The sequence below is a fragment of the Corallococcus sp. NCSPR001 genome (assembly GCF_017309135.1).
In the GTDB taxonomy this organism is placed as follows: Bacteria; Myxococcota; Myxococcia; order Myxococcales; family Myxococcaceae; genus Corallococcus.
In genome coordinates this window covers 840,426-857,008 of record NZ_JAFIMS010000002.1, presented here as the reverse complement: position 1 = coordinate 857,008, position 16,583 = coordinate 840,426, and the positions used below count along the sequence as shown (strand labels likewise).

At 71.8% G+C, this 16,583-nt stretch carries 11 protein-coding genes; 4 read left to right on the top strand and 7 right to left on the bottom strand.

Going from position 1 to position 16,583, the window contains the following annotated elements; translation table 11 throughout:
* Nucleotides 1-130 precede the first annotated feature (130 nt).
* On the top strand, nucleotides 131-2,104 hold the full coding sequence (locus JYJ93_RS05530; RefSeq protein WP_242543676.1) for an ATP-binding protein: 1,974 nt from the start codon (nucleotides 131-133) through the stop codon (nucleotides 2,102-2,104).
* Here the strand turns inward: JYJ93_RS05530 and JYJ93_RS05525 are convergent.
* Nucleotides 2,101-3,147 carry a PD40 domain-containing protein gene (locus tag JYJ93_RS05525; protein ID WP_206800110.1) on the bottom strand — a complete coding sequence of 349 codons (1,047 nt, stop codon included), beginning with the start codon at nucleotides 3,145-3,147 and terminating at the stop codon, nucleotides 2,101-2,103. The two genes, JYJ93_RS05530 and JYJ93_RS05525, sit on opposite strands and share 4 nt — an antisense overlap.
* 76 nt (nucleotides 3,148-3,223) lie before the next feature.
* The gene (locus JYJ93_RS05520; RefSeq protein WP_206787054.1) at nucleotides 3,224-4,837 is read right to left on the bottom strand and encodes an N-acetylmuramoyl-L-alanine amidase; all 1,614 of its coding nucleotides are present in this window, start codon (nucleotides 4,835-4,837) and stop codon (nucleotides 3,224-3,226) included.
* 396 nt (nucleotides 4,838-5,233) lie between these two features.
* On the opposite strand from JYJ93_RS05520, the gene JYJ93_RS05515 reads away from it, so the two are divergent.
* Complete coding sequence (locus JYJ93_RS05515; protein ID WP_206787053.1) at nucleotides 5,234-5,971, top strand: metallophosphoesterase; 738 nt, start codon at nucleotides 5,234-5,236, stop codon at nucleotides 5,969-5,971.
* 173 nt (nucleotides 5,972-6,144) lie between these two features.
* Nucleotides 6,145-6,726: a DUF2378 family protein gene (locus JYJ93_RS05510; protein WP_206787052.1), complete on the top strand. Its 582-nt coding sequence runs from the start codon at nucleotides 6,145-6,147 to the stop codon at nucleotides 6,724-6,726.
* 4 nt (nucleotides 6,727-6,730) lie between these two features.
* Here JYJ93_RS05510 and JYJ93_RS05505 read toward each other — a convergent pair whose 3' ends face one another.
* Complete coding sequence (locus JYJ93_RS05505) at nucleotides 6,731-7,747, bottom strand: hypothetical protein (RefSeq protein ID WP_206787051.1); 1,017 nt, start codon at nucleotides 7,745-7,747, stop codon at nucleotides 6,731-6,733.
* Between the two features lie 400 nt (nucleotides 7,748-8,147).
* Nucleotides 8,148-9,995: a potassium transporter Kup gene (locus tag JYJ93_RS05500; RefSeq protein WP_206800108.1), complete on the bottom strand. Its 1,848-nt coding sequence runs from the start codon at nucleotides 9,993-9,995 to the stop codon at nucleotides 8,148-8,150.
* 332 nt (nucleotides 9,996-10,327) lie between these two features.
* On the opposite strand from JYJ93_RS05500, the gene JYJ93_RS05495 reads away from it, so the two are divergent.
* Complete coding sequence (locus tag JYJ93_RS05495; RefSeq protein WP_206787050.1) at nucleotides 10,328-12,898, top strand: GAF domain-containing protein; 2,571 nt, start codon at nucleotides 10,328-10,330, stop codon at nucleotides 12,896-12,898.
* On the opposite strand, the gene JYJ93_RS05490 is transcribed toward JYJ93_RS05495, so the two are convergent.
* From JYJ93_RS05490 to JYJ93_RS05480, 3 genes are all read right to left on the bottom strand, one after another.
* Nucleotides 12,895-13,812 (bottom strand): hypothetical protein, encoded by a 918-nt coding sequence (locus tag JYJ93_RS05490; RefSeq protein ID WP_206787048.1) that lies wholly within the window; start codon nucleotides 13,810-13,812, stop codon nucleotides 12,895-12,897. The genes JYJ93_RS05495 and JYJ93_RS05490 overlap by 4 nt on opposite strands.
* Nucleotides 13,813-13,873: 61 nt before the next feature.
* The gene (locus JYJ93_RS05485) at nucleotides 13,874-14,419 is read right to left on the bottom strand and encodes a hypothetical protein (RefSeq protein WP_206787046.1); all 546 of its coding nucleotides are present in this window, start codon (nucleotides 14,417-14,419) and stop codon (nucleotides 13,874-13,876) included.
* A 90-nt stretch (nucleotides 14,420-14,509) separates the two neighbouring features.
* Nucleotides 14,510-16,546 (bottom strand): alpha/beta fold hydrolase, encoded by a 2,037-nt coding sequence (locus JYJ93_RS05480; protein WP_206787044.1) that lies wholly within the window; start codon nucleotides 16,544-16,546, stop codon nucleotides 14,510-14,512.
* Nucleotides 16,547-16,583 lie beyond the last annotated feature (37 nt).

Sequence of the window (16,583 nt, the reverse complement as noted above, 5' to 3'; positions counted from 1 at the left end):
ACATCCCGGCCTAGGACGGACATCCTCCCAACCCCGGCGTCCCATTGCCGGGGGGGCCCCTGATACGTGATGTTGTGGCAGGATGCAGGGCTGGCGTTCCGGGGGGACGCGGATGATGAGCGGCCAATCCATGCCACGAAGCACGGCGTTGGTCCGTGCCCTTGCGCGCAGCTCCGCGGTGGCCGCCTGCCTGGTGGGCCTGCTGGTGCTGTTGGGCTGGGCGTTGGATGTCATGGTCCTCAAGTCCATGGGCGCGGCGATCCCCGCCATGCGCCCCAGCGCCGCGTTGGGGCTGCTGCTGGGTGGGGCCGCGCTGGGCCTGCGGCTGCCGGCCACGCCCTCACGCTTCCAACACCGGCTGGGCACCGCGCTCGCCCTGGCCACGGCCCTGCTGGGCGCGGCGAGCCTCGTGGATGGCGTCATCACCGGCGGCACCGGGGGCCTGGACGCGCTGTTCCTGCGCGTCTTTGGAGAGGAGGTCGGCGCGTCGCCCGGCATCGCGCCGTCGCCCCTCACGGCGTTGTGCCTGATGCTGCTGGGTCCGGCGCTGGCGCTGGTGGACCGGGGCCACCCGCAGCGGCTGTCCTGGTCGGACGCGCTGGTGGTGCTCGCGCTGATGGCGGCGCTGACGGGGCTCAACGGCTTCCTGCTGGGCCCGCTGGTGACGCCCATGGCCGCTCCGTTCTTCCAGGAGCGCAGCATGGGGCTGCACACCACCTGCGTGCTGATGCTGCTGGCCATGGGCACGCTGTGCGCCCGGCCGCAGCTGGGGCTGATGGCGCGGCTCACGCGGGACACGCTGGGCGGCTTCGTGGCGCGGCGGCTGGTGCCGGTGACGCTGTTGGGGCCGCCGGTGCTGGGGCTGACGCTGGTGTTGATCCACCTGACGGGCGGGCTCAGCCACGACGCGAAGCTGCCCCTCTTCGCCACGGTGGTGGCCGCGGGCGGCGTCACGCTGGTGCTCCTGGCGGCGCGGGCGCTGGACGTGCTGGACACAGAGCGCATGCGGGCCACCGCCGCGCTGGAGTCCTCCGAGGCGCGCTTCCGCACCTTCCTGGACACCGCGCCGGACCCCATGGTGGTGGTGGACGCCACCGGCCGCGTGCGCTTCGCCAACGCGGAGGCGGAGCGCGTCTTCGGCTACCGCCGGGAGGCCCTGCTGGCCCGCGAGGTGGAGCTGCTGGTGCCAGAGGGGCTCCACGGGCCGGCCACCGCCGGGGACGGCGCGGGGCGCGCCACGGGCGGGCGGCTGGTGTCCGGGCAGCGGCAGGACGGCACCAGCGTGCCGCTGGAGGTGCGGCTGAGCCCGCTGGAGGGCGAGGACGACGCCACGCGCATCGCCATCCTGCGCGACGTCACCGAGCGCCGGGACCTGGAGAAGCTGCGCGAGGAGTACGTGGGGCTCATCTCCCACGACCTGCGCAACCCGCTGAACACCATCAACCTGCGCGCCCACCTGCTCCAGCGCGCGCTGCACGAGCGGAAGCTGGAGCGCGAGGGCATCATGGCCCAGGCCATCATCCACAACGTGGAGTGGATGAGCACGATGATCGAGGAGCTGCTGGAGGGCTCGCGGCTGGAGTCCGGCCGGGTGAACCTGCGCCGCGAGGCGCGCGACCTGGGCCGCTTCCTGGAGGAGGTGCTGGAGCGCGACGTGCCGCCCGACGCGCGCGAGCGCTTCCGGCTGCACCGGGCGGATCCGCTGCCGCCGGTGCCCATGGACGCCGCGCGCCTGGAGCGCGTGGTGACGAACCTGCTGACCAACGCCATCAAGTACAGCCCCAAGGGGACGCCGGTGGACGTGCGGCTCTCCGCGGTGCACGACCACGCCGTGGTGTCGGTGACCAACCAGGGCGCGGGGCTGTCCCCCAGGGACGCGGCGCGCCTGTTCGACAAGTACTACCGCACGGAGGACGGCCGCTCGGCGGACGGCAAGGGGCTGGGGTTGGGGCTCTACATCAGCCGGCTCATCGTGGAGGCCCACGGAGGCCACATCTGGGTGGAGAGCGAGCCGGACCGGGGCGTCACCTTCTTCTTCAGCGTGCCCCTGGAAGCCCCCGCCGCCCCCAAGGCGCCCGAAGTGCCGCGCCAGCGGGCGGGCTAGCGCGGCACGAACCAGCGCGGCAGCCAGTCCGCGCCCTTCGCCGTGGTGAGCCGCGTCTGGCCGGTGCCGTCCGGGCGCATGAGGTACAGGTCGGTGTCGCCGTCGCGCTCGGAGACGAACACCAGCGCCTTGCCGTCCGGGCTCCAGGCCGGCATGTCGTCGCGGTGCTGTCCGTCCGTCAGCGCCACCGGCGCGCCGCCCGCCACGTCCGCCACCCAGATGCGGCTCTTGCCGTCCTGAAGCCGGGCCACGTACGCCACGCGCTTGCCGTCCGGGCTGAAGGCCGCTTCCCGCTCGTCTCCCGCGAAGCCCTCCGCGGACAGGGCGCGCAGGTCCGAGCCGTCCGCGCGCACCAGGTACATGCGCTCCTTGCGCTCGCGGTTGCTCACGAACAACAGCCACTTGCCGTCCGGACTCCACTGCGGCGTCCGGTCCTCCATGTAGAACGTGGTGATGCGGCGGGGCTCGCCCGTGCCGTCCGCGCGGAAGACGTAGACCTCCGGGTCCCCGTCACCGCTGCACACGGCCGCCACCTCCGTGCCGTCCGGGGACACCGCGGGCTCGAAGCAGCCTGCCTTCACGTGCGTCAGCCGCGTGTCCACCGCGTTCGCCTGGGGCAGCACGCGCACCACGTCGCTGAAGCCCTGCGCGTCGGACTCCGCCACGAGCCACGTGCCGTCCGGCGCCCAGCTCGCGTTGCGCGCCCGGGGCCGCGGCGGATGCAGCGCCACCTGGCGGCCTCCCTCGAGCGGCTGCAGACGCAGCTGCTGGAAGACGCGCCCGTTCGCCTCGCCCGACGCAATCACCAGCAGCGTGCGGCCGTCCGGCGACGGCGGGCCGGGGTACTCGTCCTCCGGCGCGGTGGTGACCTGCGTCTCTTCTCCGGCGGGCGTCACCCGCCAGACGTCCTTCTGTCCCGCCCTTTCGGAGAGGAAGACGATGGTGCCCGGCAGGGCCCGCCGCTCCGCCTCCGACAGCGTGCCGGGCGCCGCGGCGCCGCCAGTGCCGGCGCAGCGGCCCTGACAGCCCATGGCGCCCAGCATGGCGAGCACGGCCCACCACCGCCGTGCCCGCGAGGGCCCGGAACGCGTCCGCCGTTCAAGGCCCCAATGCCTCACGTCAGCGCACCCGGACGGCGTCGGCCATGACCACGTAGCCCGGGGTCGTCCAGCGGCTCAGCTGCACCTTGTTCCAGCCGGCGGAGAAGCTGTACGTGCCCAGCTGCACCCACTTGCCGCCGTTGGTCTGCTGGTTGACGGACACGCGGCCCACCTCGGAGCCCGCCGCGTTGTAGGCGATGAACGGCGCCGTGGTGGAGCGGTTCGTGCCGGCCACCCACCAGGCGTCGATGGTGCGCGTCTGCGCGGTGGGCAGGTAGAACTCGAACGTGGCCGGCGCGGAGATGGCCTCCGTGGCCGCGTAGTAGTAGCCGCTGCCGTAGTAGCCGGCGCTGTAGCCGTCCGACCACGCGCCCGACAGCGAGAACCGCGCCTTGGAGGCGTCGTTGTTCGCGCTGTTGCTGTCGATGATGATGTCACCGCTCGGCGTGGACGTGCCGCAGTAGCTGTTGATCTTGCTGATGTACGACGACCACGGCCAGTTGGGGCCCGGGTCCGTGCGCGTCGCCGGCTGCAACCGGCCGTGCGCCACGATGTGGTAGCTGTCCTTGATGATGGCGTTGTCGCGCGCGATGTCGCACGACAGCTTCGCGGACGCGTCAATCTGCCCGGCCGGGAAGGACGTCTGGCTGGCGTAGCCGCCGTGCTCGATGCCGATGGTGAAGTGGTTGGCCGATACGCCGTTGAGCCAGCTCTCCTTGCCGCCGTTGAGCGACGAGTCGTACGTCGCGCCGATGTGCCACCCGCGGCTGGCCTCGCGCACCAGCTGGGAGACCTCGCTGCCGCTCTCGTTCACCACGTAGTGCGCGCTCACGCCCGAGGCGCTGTTGGTGAGCCAGCTCCAGCAGGACGAGTAGCTGCCCTCACAGGTGTGGATGATGATCATCGACGGGTCGCCCGTGCTGCCGGAAGGGCGCGCGTTGTAGTTGGGCGACGGGCGCCAGACGGACGCCGCGTAGTCCGGGCCCGCCGCCATGGCGCGCACCTGGGGACGCTCGAACTTCGCCTCCACCTTCACGGGCTCCAGCGACACGGCCACCGAGCCGTCGTGGTTGAGCTCCACCGCGCCCTCGTTCATCACCGCGTACACGGAGCGGTGCACGTGCGCCGCCTGCGCCTCCGGGTTGGTGATGCCGCTCAGCCGGGCCACCACCGGCGCCCACGCGGCCAGGTCCCCGCGCTCCACGTTCGCGTCCGTGGCCAGCTGGGACAGCCGCGCCGCGCCCGCGCGCAGGTTGGACAGCGCGTCCGTGCGCGCCGCCTCCGCCGTCACGCCCGCCAGCGCCGCGCCCTGCTCCAGGTCCTCACCACGCAGCGCCATCAGGCCGAACGCCGGCTGCTGGCCCGGGAACTCCGCCTCGCCCCGCACCATCTGCCAGCGCGTCTCCGCGTAGGAGACCGCCTTGAGCAGCTCCGCCGGGACGTTGAACTCCTGGGCGGCCTGCGCGAACAGCGGATCCAGCTCACGCGGCAGCGCGCTGCCCGCCGGGTCCGTGGAGGGCTGCGACGGCGTCTCGGCCGGAGGGGCCTCCGTGGGCTGCTGCGCCTGGGGACCGCACGCGGAGAGCACCAGGGCGACGGCCGCCGCCGCGAAGGGATTGCGGAAGGTTGACATGAGGGGACTCCAGAAATCGGGGGAGGAACTGCGCGCCTTCACAGCACCGCGCGTGCCAGCCGCCTCCATCCCGTCACCTTCGTCCAGTTTTCTTCCGCGACCGGTGCATGCATGCTCCACCCATACCCAGCGCGCTGCGTTCCTTGTGGCGTCAAACACCTGAAATCACGGAATTACCTACATCACGGGACTCGCGATTCCACGCGGAGTCCGGCGTGGTGCACGGATGCCGCATTGCCGTGTTTCAGGACATCCATGACGTAACGTTTTGTTACATCATTTCTTGTATTAATCACTATTTGAACCCTTGGCGGACCGGGGCGGCAGGCGGTCCGGGCGTGCGCCGTGCTGGAAGGGCCGACATGGGGCCAGGGCATCCGCTATGACGCCAGCATCATGCGGCTCTTCGGTATTGGCGACACGCACCTGCCCTCCACCCGGCAGAAGGACATGCACCGCTTCGGCTGGACGGACCACCCGCTGCCCCTGCAGCGCGCGTGGGACGAACGGGTGCGGCCGGAGGACGCGGTCATCGTCGCGGGGGACATCTCCTGGGCCACCCGTCCCCACGAGGTGATGGAGGACCTAGCGTGGCTGGACGCGCGGCCGGGGCGCAAGGTGCTGGTGCGCGGCAACCACGACTACTGGTGGGGCGACTCCGCGTCCAAGCTGCGCAAGCTGTTGGAGCCGTTCCGCACGCTGGAGGGCTTCCTACACAACAACGCCTTCGTGCTGGGGCCGTGGGTCATCGCCGGCACGCGGCTGTGGACCGCGCCCGAAGCGCCGCCCATGCCCGGCGGGGAGATGGGCGACGAGCAGGGGGACTCCGGCTACGTGGAGCGCGAGACGCGCCGGCTGGCCACGTCCATCGACGACGCGCTCAAGAAGGAGGCGGCCCACCCCACGCCGCTCACCCGCATCGTCGCGGTGCACTTCCCGCCGGTGTACGCGAACGAGCGGGCCACCGCCTTCAGCGCCCCCATCGAAGCGTTCGCCCCCAAGGTGTGCGTGTACGGGCACCTGCACTCGAGCGGCATCCCCGCGGGCTTCACCGGCGAACGGGCCGGCGTGCGCTACGTGCTCGCGTCCTGTGACGCGGCCGGCTTCGCGCCGGTGCTGCTGGACGAGCGCTGACCTCCCCCGGGCCTGTGAGTCACGCGGGCTCCAGGGAACCCGCCGCGTTGGCCTGGACACCGGACATGGCAGGTCCTCACGGGTGTGACGCCCGGTGAAGCGCTTTGTCGACAGGTGAAACAGGGCCGTTAAGCTCACCGCCGGGTTCGCCCGTGAACCAAGGAGTGGAAGTCATGCCGTCGGACAAGGCCGAACTCGCCGCCCGGATCGCCATCCTCCAGTCGGGGGACTCCATCCGTGGGCTCATCTTCAAGTCCGTCTTCGGCCTGGTGCAGCAGCACGCGGGCGCCATCGGGATGGAGCAACTGCGCGTGGGCGAGCTGAACCACGACTACGCGGAGCTGCGCTCGTACCCGGCGCGGGAGTTCCTCACGCTGCTGTACAACGCGGCGGACCTGCTGGAGGGCTCGCTCGGCCCCCAGGACGCGGTGTTCCACGCGTGCGGCGAGGTGAGCATCACCCGCTACTCCACCGGGCCGGGGATGCTGGTGTTCGGCATCATCTCCCGGGGGGACCCCCAGAAGCTCTTCGCGGGCGCGCAGATGGCGTACAGCGCGGCGGTGTCCTACGGCAACCGCGAGTACCTCACGACGGGCCCCAAGTCCGGCACCCTGCGCATGCGCCGGGACATGATGCCGCCCGCGTACCACGTGGGCATCCTCACCGGTTCGCTGAAGGTGCTGGGGCTGACGGGCAAGGCCACCGCGAAGCCGCAGGGCATCGACCGCGTGGACTACGACATCGAGTGGGCCTGAGGCTTCAGTCCACGCGGGTGTAGGTCACGTCCAGCTGCGCCACCACGCGCTCGCCCACGGACGCCTGGCAGGCGAAGGTGTGGTCCGCGCCGCGCACGCGGGTGCGGCGCGCGCCGAACACCACCGTCTGGCCCGCGTAGGCCAGGCTGTCCGCGGACAGCGTCACGTCCTTCGCCACGAAGCGGGCGCCCGGCGCGCGCTCCAGCGAGCGGCCCAGCGTGGTCGCCATGCGCGTCATGCCGCCCGCGACGACGGCCACCGGCATCACCGGGTGCATGGCGAAGTGGCCCTTGCACAGCTCCGGGGTGACGACGAGCGAGGAGCGCATGAGGTCGCCCTCCATGCGGAAGTCCTGGAGGTCCAGCGGCTTGCTGTACGGGTTCTGCCGCAGCTTCGCCCACTCCTCCGGGGTGCGCTGCACGGTCTCCGCGGGGCGCGGCTCGCGGCGCATCTCCTGGCGAGCCTCGCCGAACAGGCGGGTGAAGGCGGCGGCGGACAGCACGTTGTAGTCCACCTCCAGCTTGAACAGCGGCGTGCCGTCCGAAGAGGACAAGAGCGTGCGCGCCGTGCAGGTGCGCTTGCCGGTGTACTCCGCCTGCGCCAGCGCCCAGAGCATGTCCGTGGCGCGCTCCTGCGCCTGGGGCACCAGCCACTGACCGCGCGCCGCGCTGGCCAGGTAGAAGTGCTGCCCGTCCTTGGGCGCCACCAGCGCCGCGCCGCACGAGCCCAGGATGGCCAGGTGCCGGCCCGCCTCCCCCAGGCCCAGCGGCATCGCCTCCGCGTCCGGGGCCATCTGCACCGGCACGCGCGCCACCACCTCGCCCGGCAGCACCGTCACGTCCTTCAGCGCGAAGTACGGGTCCCGCACGCAGATGCGCGGGTACAGCTCCTGCGCGCTCAGCACCGTGTACGGCGCCGCGTCCGACAGCGGCATCCGGGGCTCGGCCATCCACGGCATGACGGACTTCACCGGAGAGACGACCGGGGACGACACGGGGGCGGGGGCGATGGCCTGGAGCATGGAAGGGCTGACCTCGTTTCAGACGCCGGGTGCCGGGGGACACCTGGCCGCAGGGTAACCAAGTTCTATTACGCCGGGACAGTACTTTTCTCTGCCCCGCGAAAAGATTCTCGATTCATCGACGAAAGTGTTGCTGCCCTGCCGTATTTTTCTGTCCGAACCGGAAAAGACGGATGGGGACGGTGCAATTTGAAGCAGGCAAGCCCCTGCGTAAAGGGCCGAGCAGCAACCTCCAGCCAACATCCCTGGGTCGGAAACACCCCTCCCTTGAGGACCCTGCCAATGTATTTTCAAGGGGTTACGGGGAGGAATAAACCTCAAGCCCGGCAAAACCCGTGCAGCACCGGGCGAGTAGCTTTTCTACTCCTGGGGTGAAGTCCCGGTGCGGCACGGCTTGGGACTACAGCTCCACCTGACTGCCCAGCTCCACCACGCGGTTGGGCGGAATCCGGAAGTAGGCGGTGGCGCTGCGGGCGTTGCGGCTCATCCAGGTGAAGAGGGCCTCGCGCCACAGGGCCATGCCGGGCTTCTTGGTGGGGATGATGGTTTCGCGCCCCAGGAAGAAGCTGGTGCCCATGAGCTGGAATTGGAGCCCCTTCTCCCGGCAGCGCTTGAGGATGTCCGGGATGCTGGGGTTCTCCATGAAGCCGTAGCGGGCCACGACGCGCACGAAGCCCTGCTCCAGGGGCTCCACCTCCACGCGCTCGCCCACCACGACGTGGGGGATCTCCTCCGGGATGATGGTGAGCAGCACCACCTGCTCATGGAGGATCTTGTTGTGCTTGAGGTTGTGCAGGAGCGCGGGCGGGGTGCCCTCCGGGTTGCCCGTCATGAAGATGGCGGTGCCGGGCACGCGCACGGGCGGGTGGTCCCCGAAGCTGCCCAACAGGTCCTTGAGGCCCAGGCTGGCCGCGCGCAGCTTGGCGGCGAGGATGTCCCGGCCGCGCTTCCAGGTGGTCATCAGCGTGAAGATGCAGACGGCGAGCAAGAGCGGGAACCAGCCGCCGTCGGGAATCTTCGCCACGTTGGCGCCGAAGAAGGCCAGGTCCACCAGCATGAAGAGGCTGACGACGGGCAGGGCCACGGCGCGGCGGACGCCCCAGCGCTCGCGGGCCACCACGTAGGCCAGCAGGGTGGTGATGCCCATGGTCGTCGTCACCGCGATGCCGTACGCGGCCGCCAGCCGGCTGGAGGAGCCGAAGCCCAGCACCAGCGCGATGACGCCCACCAGCAGCGCGCCGTTGATGCCGGGCAGGTAGATCTGCCCCATCTCCTCCGCGGACGTGTGCACCACCTCCATGCGCGGGCAGTAGCCCAGCTGCATGGCCTGCCGGGTGGTGGAGAAGGAGCCGGAGATGAGGGCCTGCGACGCGATGACGGCCGCGGCGGTGGACAGGGCGACCAGCGGATACAGGGCCCAGTCCGGGGCCAGGAGGAAGAAGGGGTTGCGGGCGGCCTCCGCGTGGCGCAGCAGGAGCGCGCCCTGGCCCATGTAGTTGAGCACCAGGGACGGCAGCACCAGCCCGAACCAGGCCCGCCGGATGGGCTTCGCGCCGAAGTGGCCCATGTCCGCGTAGAGCGCCTCGCCGCCCGTCACCACCAGGATGACGGCGCCCAGCACCAGGAAGCCGTGCCACCCGTTGTCCATGAAGAACTGGACGCCGTGCACGGGTGACAGCGACCAGAGCACCGCGGGGTTGTGCAACAGCTCCTTCACGCCCAGCACCGCCAGCACCAGGAACCACACGGTCATCAGGGGGCCGAACACCGAGCCGATGCCCGCCGTGCCCTTCCTCTGCACCATGAACAGCAGCAGCAGGATGACGAGCGAGATGGGAATCACGTACGGCTGGAACACGGGGGTGGCCACGCTCAGGCCCTCCACCGCGCTCATCACGGAGATGGCCGGGGTGATGACGCCGTCTCCATAGATGAGCGCCGCGCCGAAGAGGCCCAGGGTGATGAGCACGGGCCGCGCGCGGTGGGACTGGCCCCGGGGCCGGTGCATGGCCAGCGCCATCAGCGCGAGGATGCCGCCCTCGCCCCGGTTGTCCGCGCGCATCACGAAGATGATGTACTTCACCGACACGACGATGATGAGCGACCAGATGATGAGCGACAGCACGCCCAGCACGTTGGCCGGCGTGGGCGTGACGCCGTGCGCTCCGGTGAAGCATTCGCGCAGCGCGTAGAGCGGGCTGGTTCCAATGTCTCCGTAGACGATGCCCAGCGCGCTCAGGGCGAGCATCGCGATGCGTTTGGGAGAATCCGGCCCCTCCGAAGGGGCGGCCGGTGATTCCGAGGGTGCGTTCACGGCCCCCGCTTTAGCCGAACCCGGGCCCGGAGCAACCGAAGCCGTGACGCTCCTTTGGTTTCCAACCGCTCCAGGTGCTCCCATGTGCGCAACGGGCGCCCTGCCCTCGGGGGTGCCGGGCCCCGGAACGAGGCGGGTGCCCGCCACCAACGCTTCCGGGCGGGCGGTGTCGAGCATCCACAGAAGTCAGGGATGGCGGGACCTGGGACGCAGAGCGCCGCGAGCGGGGGCGTGTTCCCATGGCGGGTGCGACGGGGGGACGTGGCATGACGATGGTGGCAACCCGACTGGGGGAGGCGCGGCAGTACGGAGCGCGGCTTCCGGAGATTGAAGAGCGGCTGGCGCTGCTGGCGGAGGCCTCGCGGGTGCTGGCGGACGCGTCGCTGGAGCCCCCGGCGGTGATGGAGCGGCTGTGCGGCCTGGTGGTGCCCCTCCTGGGCTCCGCGTGCGCGCTGCGGCTCTTGTCGGAGGACGGGTTGTGGCTGCGCACGGTGGCGTCCGCGGCGGCGGTGCCGGAGGCGCGCGTGCGGCTGCAGGCCTTGTTCACCCAGCGGGTGCGCGCGGACGAGGGCGTGGCGGCGGAGGTGCTGGACACGGGCGAGGCGCAGGGGGTGGAGGCGGTGCTGGTGCTGCCCTTGAGGGCCCGGGGGCGCCCGCTGGGGACGCTGACGGTGTGGCGGGAGGCGCCGGATCCGGCGTCGTTCGACTCCGGCGAGCAGTTGCTGCTCCAGGAGCTGGCGGACCGGGCGGCGCTCGCGCTGGACGTGGCGCGGGCGTACGCGTCCGAGCGGCAGGCGCGGCAGGCGGCGGAGGTGGCGGCGGGGAGGCTCGCGCGGCTGCAGCACGTCACCGCGGAGCTGTCCGAGGCGCTCACCGCGGCGCGCGTGGCGGAGGTGGTGCTGGAGCAGGGGCTGGCGGTGGCGGACGCGAAGGCCGGGGCGCTGTGGGGCGTGGCGCCGGACGCTCTGAGCGCCACGCTGCTGCGCTGCGCGGGCTGCACGCCGGACGCGGCGGAGCGGCTGAAGCGGATGCCCCTGGAGGGGGACTCGCCGGTGGCGCGCGTGCTGCGCGGGTCGCGGCCGGTGTGGCTGACGGCGGAGGACGCGCTGGCGGGCTCGGAGCGGCCGGCGACGTCCTCCGCGTGTCTGCCGCTGGTGGCGGACGGGCGGGTGTTGGGGGCGCTGGTGTTCACCTTCGGCCTGCCGCACGGGTTCGACGACGACGAGCGGGCCTTCCTCCAACTGGTGGCGCACCACGCGGCGCAGGCGCTGGCGCGGGCGCGGTTGTTGGAGCGCGAGCAGCGGGCGCGGGCGGCGCTGCGCGAGGCGCACGGGACGCTGGAGGCCATCATCCAGGCGAGCCCCACGGCCATCATGCTGTTGGACCCGGACGGCACGGTGCGGCTGTGGAACCCGGCCGCGGAGCGGATGCTGGGGTGGACGGCGGAGGAGGTGCTGGGGAAGGTGTTGCCGGCCGTGCCGCCGGAGCACTGGGAGGCGTTCCGCCACGGCCTGGAGCGCGCCACGCGCGGCACGGTGCTGGACGGCGCACCGCTGGCGGCGCGGCGGCGCGACGGGGGCGCGGTGCAGGTGGCCATGTGGACCGGGCGCGTGCACCCGGCGAGCGGCCCGCCGCAGTGCCTGAGCGTGATGGTGGACATCACCGAGCGCCAGCGCGGCGAGGCGGCGCAGCGCTTCCTCGCGGAGGCCGGCGGGGTGCTGGCGGGGAGCCTGGAGGAGGAGGAGACGCTGGAGCGCGTGGCGCACCTGGCGGTGCCGCAGTACGCGGAGGCCTGCGGCGTGTTCCTGGAGGATGAATCCGGCGGCGTGCGCTGCGTGGCCACGGCGGGCGTCGAGGACGGAGACGTGCCGGCCCCGGGGCTCGCGGTGGTGGCGCGGGTCATCCAGTCGGGGAGGCCGGAGTCGCGCTCGGGGCTGTCGCAGGGGGACCCGGCGTGCGCGAGGGCGGGCGGGACGTGCGCGTACCTGTGCGTGCCGCTGCGGGTGCGCGGGCACACGCTGGGGGCGCTGACGTTCGTCACGTCGAAGGGGGCGTACGACGCGCAGGACCTGGCGCTGGCGCAGGAGCTGGCCCGGCGGGCGGCGCTGGCGCTGGACAACGCGAGCCTCTACCGGGACGCGCGTCAGGCCATCCGCCTGCGCGAGGAGTTCCTGTCCATCGCGAGCCATGAGCTGAAGACGCCCATCAGCGCGCTGCAGCTCCAGGTGCAGAGCCTGCTGGCGGGGCTGGCGCGGTCCGGGGCGGCGCTGGACCCGGAGCGGCTCAAGCGCGGGCTGGAGCGGGTGGACCGGCAGGTGAAGCGGCAGACGCTGCTGGTGAACGACCTCCTGGACGTGTCGCGACTGAGCGCGGGGAAGCTGGAGCTGGTGCGGGTGCCCCTGGAGCTGGGGGCGCTGGTGCGCGAGGTGGCCGAGAGGTTCGAGCAGGAGTACGCGCGCTCGGGCACGCCGCTGGAGCTGTCGCTGGCGCCGGAGGTGCAGGGGCAGTGGGACCGGCTGCGGTTGGATCAGGTCTTCACCAACCTGTTCTCCAACGCGCTGAAGTACGGGCGGGGCAACCCGGTGCGCGTGTCGCTGGAGGTGGAGGACAACCGGGCCCGGCTGCGGGTGAAGGACGGCGGCATCGGCATCGCGAAGGAGCACCTGCCGCGCCTGTTCCACCGCTTCGAGCGCGCGGTGTCCGAGCGCAACTACGGCGGCTTCGGGCTGGGGCTGTGGATCGCCCGCCAGATTGTCGAGGCGATGGGCGGCCACATCGAGGTGGAGAGCGTCCTGGGCGAGGGCTCCACGTTCACCGTGGAGCTGCCGCGTGGCTAGCGGTGGAAGGCGGGGAGCCCCTCCGCGATGAAGCCGCAGCCGCGTTGGGATTCGCGGCCGTGGAGGACGTGGCAGCGCTCGGGGGTGGGGCAGTCGGTGTCGCGGGTGCAGGGCTGGAAGCAGTAGCCGCTGCGCTCATCGCAGGCGAGGCCCTTGCCGCACGGGGCCTGGTCATCACAGCGGGCGCGGCACTCGAAGGCCTCGGTTTCGAGGGTGGGCTCGGCGAAGCCGCGCAGGCAGTCCTGGTTCGCGTCGCAGGGCGCGTCGTCCAGGCAGGCGGGGCCCACGAAGGGGCGGCAGATGGGCACTTCGCCCGGGCCGTCCGTCTCGCAGCGCTCGCCCTGGGGACAGGGGCGGTCGCGGCAGCTGGGGACGCAGGCGCCTCGGACGCGGTAGGGATTGGGGGCGCACCCGGTGCCGGCGGCGCAGGCGTCTGGGTCGTGCACGTCACACGGCGGGCCGCAGACCCCCTGGACGCAGAGGAGCCCCGGCGCGCAGCGGCCCTCCTCCGTGCACCGCGCTCCCGCGCGCAGCGTCCCCTGGGGCACGCAGCGGTTCAGGACCTGGCCGGACGCGGACGTGTCCACGGGGTGGCAGGTGTCGGACGGGGTGCAGTCCGACGCGTCGTCGCAGAAGTGGTGCAGGGGCTGGCAGTCGCGGAAGCCGTAGTCCGGGTGATGCGCGCACACGGTGTCCGCGGGACATGCGTCGTCCGCGTCACAGCGGTCCTCGCAGGCGAGCGAGCCCTGCGAGTCCGCGTGGCAGTTGGACGGGACGTTCGACAGGCGGACGCCGTTGCTCAGCACGACGGCGCCGCCTCGGGACTCAAGGCCGCGCCGCGCCGGGACCTCCGACAGGTCCGCCTGCGCGGTGAGGTCCGGCCCGGGCCACGCGAGCCACACGCCCGTGCCCACGGCGGTCACGAGCGCGGTGAAGGCGATGAGGAGGCTGAGCCCGCGCGGGTTCAGGCGGAGCCTACAGCGCCAGCAGCAGCAGCGTCGCCTGCTCCGCGGGCGAGGCCGCGAGGAAGGCGTCCGGCAGCGTGATGACCGTGGGCGGCATGAACGAGCGGTCGCAGCTGCGCTTGCCCTCGTAGGTGCGGCCCTCCTCCTTCGCCTTCAGCCGGTACGTGCAGTCGCGCACGTACACCGTCAACTCCCGCGGCGACAGCGTCAGGTTCACCGGGCGCCCATAGAAGCCGCCCTTCGCCTTCACCGCGTCGCCTTCCTTCTTCACGTCCAGGTTCACCACCGAGCTCCCGATGTTGCCCTTCACCTTCTCGTCCTCCAGCTTCAGCGTCACCGGGGCGTCCGCCACGCGGCCTCGCAGCTCGCCTGGAAGACGGGACACCTGGAACTCGGGCCCCGTGACGTTGTCCGGCGTGACCCGCAGGTTGAACTGCGTCCGCGCCACGCTGAAGCCCATCTGGTCCTGCTCCGAGGACGCCCACGCACCGCCCACCCCCGCGAGTACCGCCAACACTCCCACACCGCGACGCAATGACTGGCTGCTGCGCTTCATGGATAGGACTCCCCTCGCTGACATGGACAATGTGTAACGGCCCCCGGCCGCCGACATACCGGCGGCGGCCGGGGCTCTTCGAAGTGGGGGCTACTTTCCGCCCGCTGCCCCGCTCCCCTGCCCTGCCGCCGGGCCCTGCAGGTGCTTCTCGAAGAACATCAGCGCCGTCGTCTGGGCCATGTCCCGGTTGGTCTTCTTCTGGAACCCGTGCCCCTCGTCCGTGGCCAGCAGGTACCAGACGTCCGAGCCCTTCTTGCGCACCGCCTGGACGATCTGCTCCGCCTCCGACTGCGGCACGCGCGGGTCGTTGGCCCCCTGCTGCACGAAGAGCGCCGCGCGAATCTTGTCCACCGACCCCAGCGGCGAGATGCGCTCCTGCACCTTGCGCACCTCCGGAACGCGCTCGTCGCCGTACTCCGCGCGGCGCAAGTCCCGCCGGTACGCCTGCGTGTTCTGCAGGAACGACGGCAGCGACGAGATGCCCACCACGTCCACCGCCGCCTTGATGCGGTCCGGGAAGAACGCCGCCGTCGCCAGCGTCATGTAGCCGCCGTACGAGCCGCCGTAGATGCCCACCCGCGCCGCGTCCAGCTCCGGCCGGGAGGCGACGAAGTCCAGCGTGGCACCGATGTCCGCCAGGCTCGCCTCGCGCTTCACGCCGTCATCCATGGCGCGGTACGCCTTGCCGTACCCCTCCGAGCCGCGCACGTTGGGCAGCAGCACCGCCATGCCCAGCTCCGTCACCATCAGCTGCGTCTGCGCGCTGAAGATGGGCTGGCTCTGGCCCTCCGGGCCGCCGTGGAACATCACCACCACCGGCACCTTCCCCTTCGCGTTCTTCGGCAGGTACAGGAACGCCGGCACCTTCACGCCGTCCGTGGACGGGTAGCGCACCAACTCCGGCTCCACGAACGTCTCCGGATCCAACCCGCCCACCTCCGAGCGCGTCCAGCGCGTGGTCTTCTTCGTGCCCAGGTCCACCGTGAAGATGTCCAGCGGCACGCGCGCCGACGTCAGCGAGAACGCCACGCGGTCCGACCGCTTGTGCGGGAAGCGGACCTGCGAAAGCACCCCGCGCGGCGTCTCCACCGGCGACAGCGCCTGCGTGCGCGTGTCCAGCAGGTACAGCTTGCCGAAGCCCTCCTCGTTGATGGCCACCGCCAGCTTGCGGCCGTCCGGGGAAAGCTCCAGGTGCTGCACGTTCCAGCGCACCGACTTCGTCAGCGACGGCGGCGCGGCCGGGGGCGCGCCCGTGAGCGGCAGCCGGTACACCTCCGCGAAGTCGCTGTAGCGGTCCGTGGCCACGTACACGCCCTGCCCGTCGTGCGTGAAGACGGCGGCGTCCACGCTGCCCTTGCCCTCCTTGGGCGTGAGCTGCGTGCGCGTGTTCGTCTTCACGTCCACCACGCTCAGGTCCGCGTCGTCCGCCGCGCGGAACTGGCGCACCAGCAGCTTGGAGCCGTCCTGGGAGAACTCCAGCGGCGCCCAGCTGCCCTCCACCTCCGTCACCCGCTTCGCCTGCTTGGGATTGTCCGTGGGCGCCACGTACACGTCGGTGTCCTTGCCGTTGCGCCCCGTGCCCGCGTACGCGAGCCAGCGCCCGTCCCTGGACACCACCAGCTCCTCATGCCGGCTCTTGCCGTCCGTCAGCAGCTCCGAGCGGCCCGTGCGCCGGTCCAGCTTGAGCACCTGGTAGAACTCTCCGCCGCCCGTGTCCTGCAGGTAGAAGATGACCTGCGGGTTGCCCGGCAGGAAGCGCGCCCGGTTGATGGGCTCCTTCGTGAAGGTGAGCTGCGTGCGCGCACCCAGCGGCATCTCCACCAGGTGCAGTTGGTTGACGTCCGCGAAGCGCGTGGAGATGAGCACCTGCTGGCCATCCGCGCTCACGTCCAGCAGCTGCGCGGAGCGGGACTCCAGGTACTGCTGCACGCGCTGGGAGAGCGCGGGCGGCACCGCGGGCACGCCGCTCACCCACAGGTTGGGCAGGCCGGGCAGCGGGGCGATTCCGGGGACGGCGGAGGGGGCCTTCGCGGCGGCGGCCGGCGCGGGGGGCGTCTTCGACGGCGCCGGCGCGGGCGTCTGCGCCGCGAGCAGGGACACGATGAGCGGAAGGGACGCGAGGTTCATGGTGCCACCGACCCTACCAGCGCCGTCGTGTTCTCCG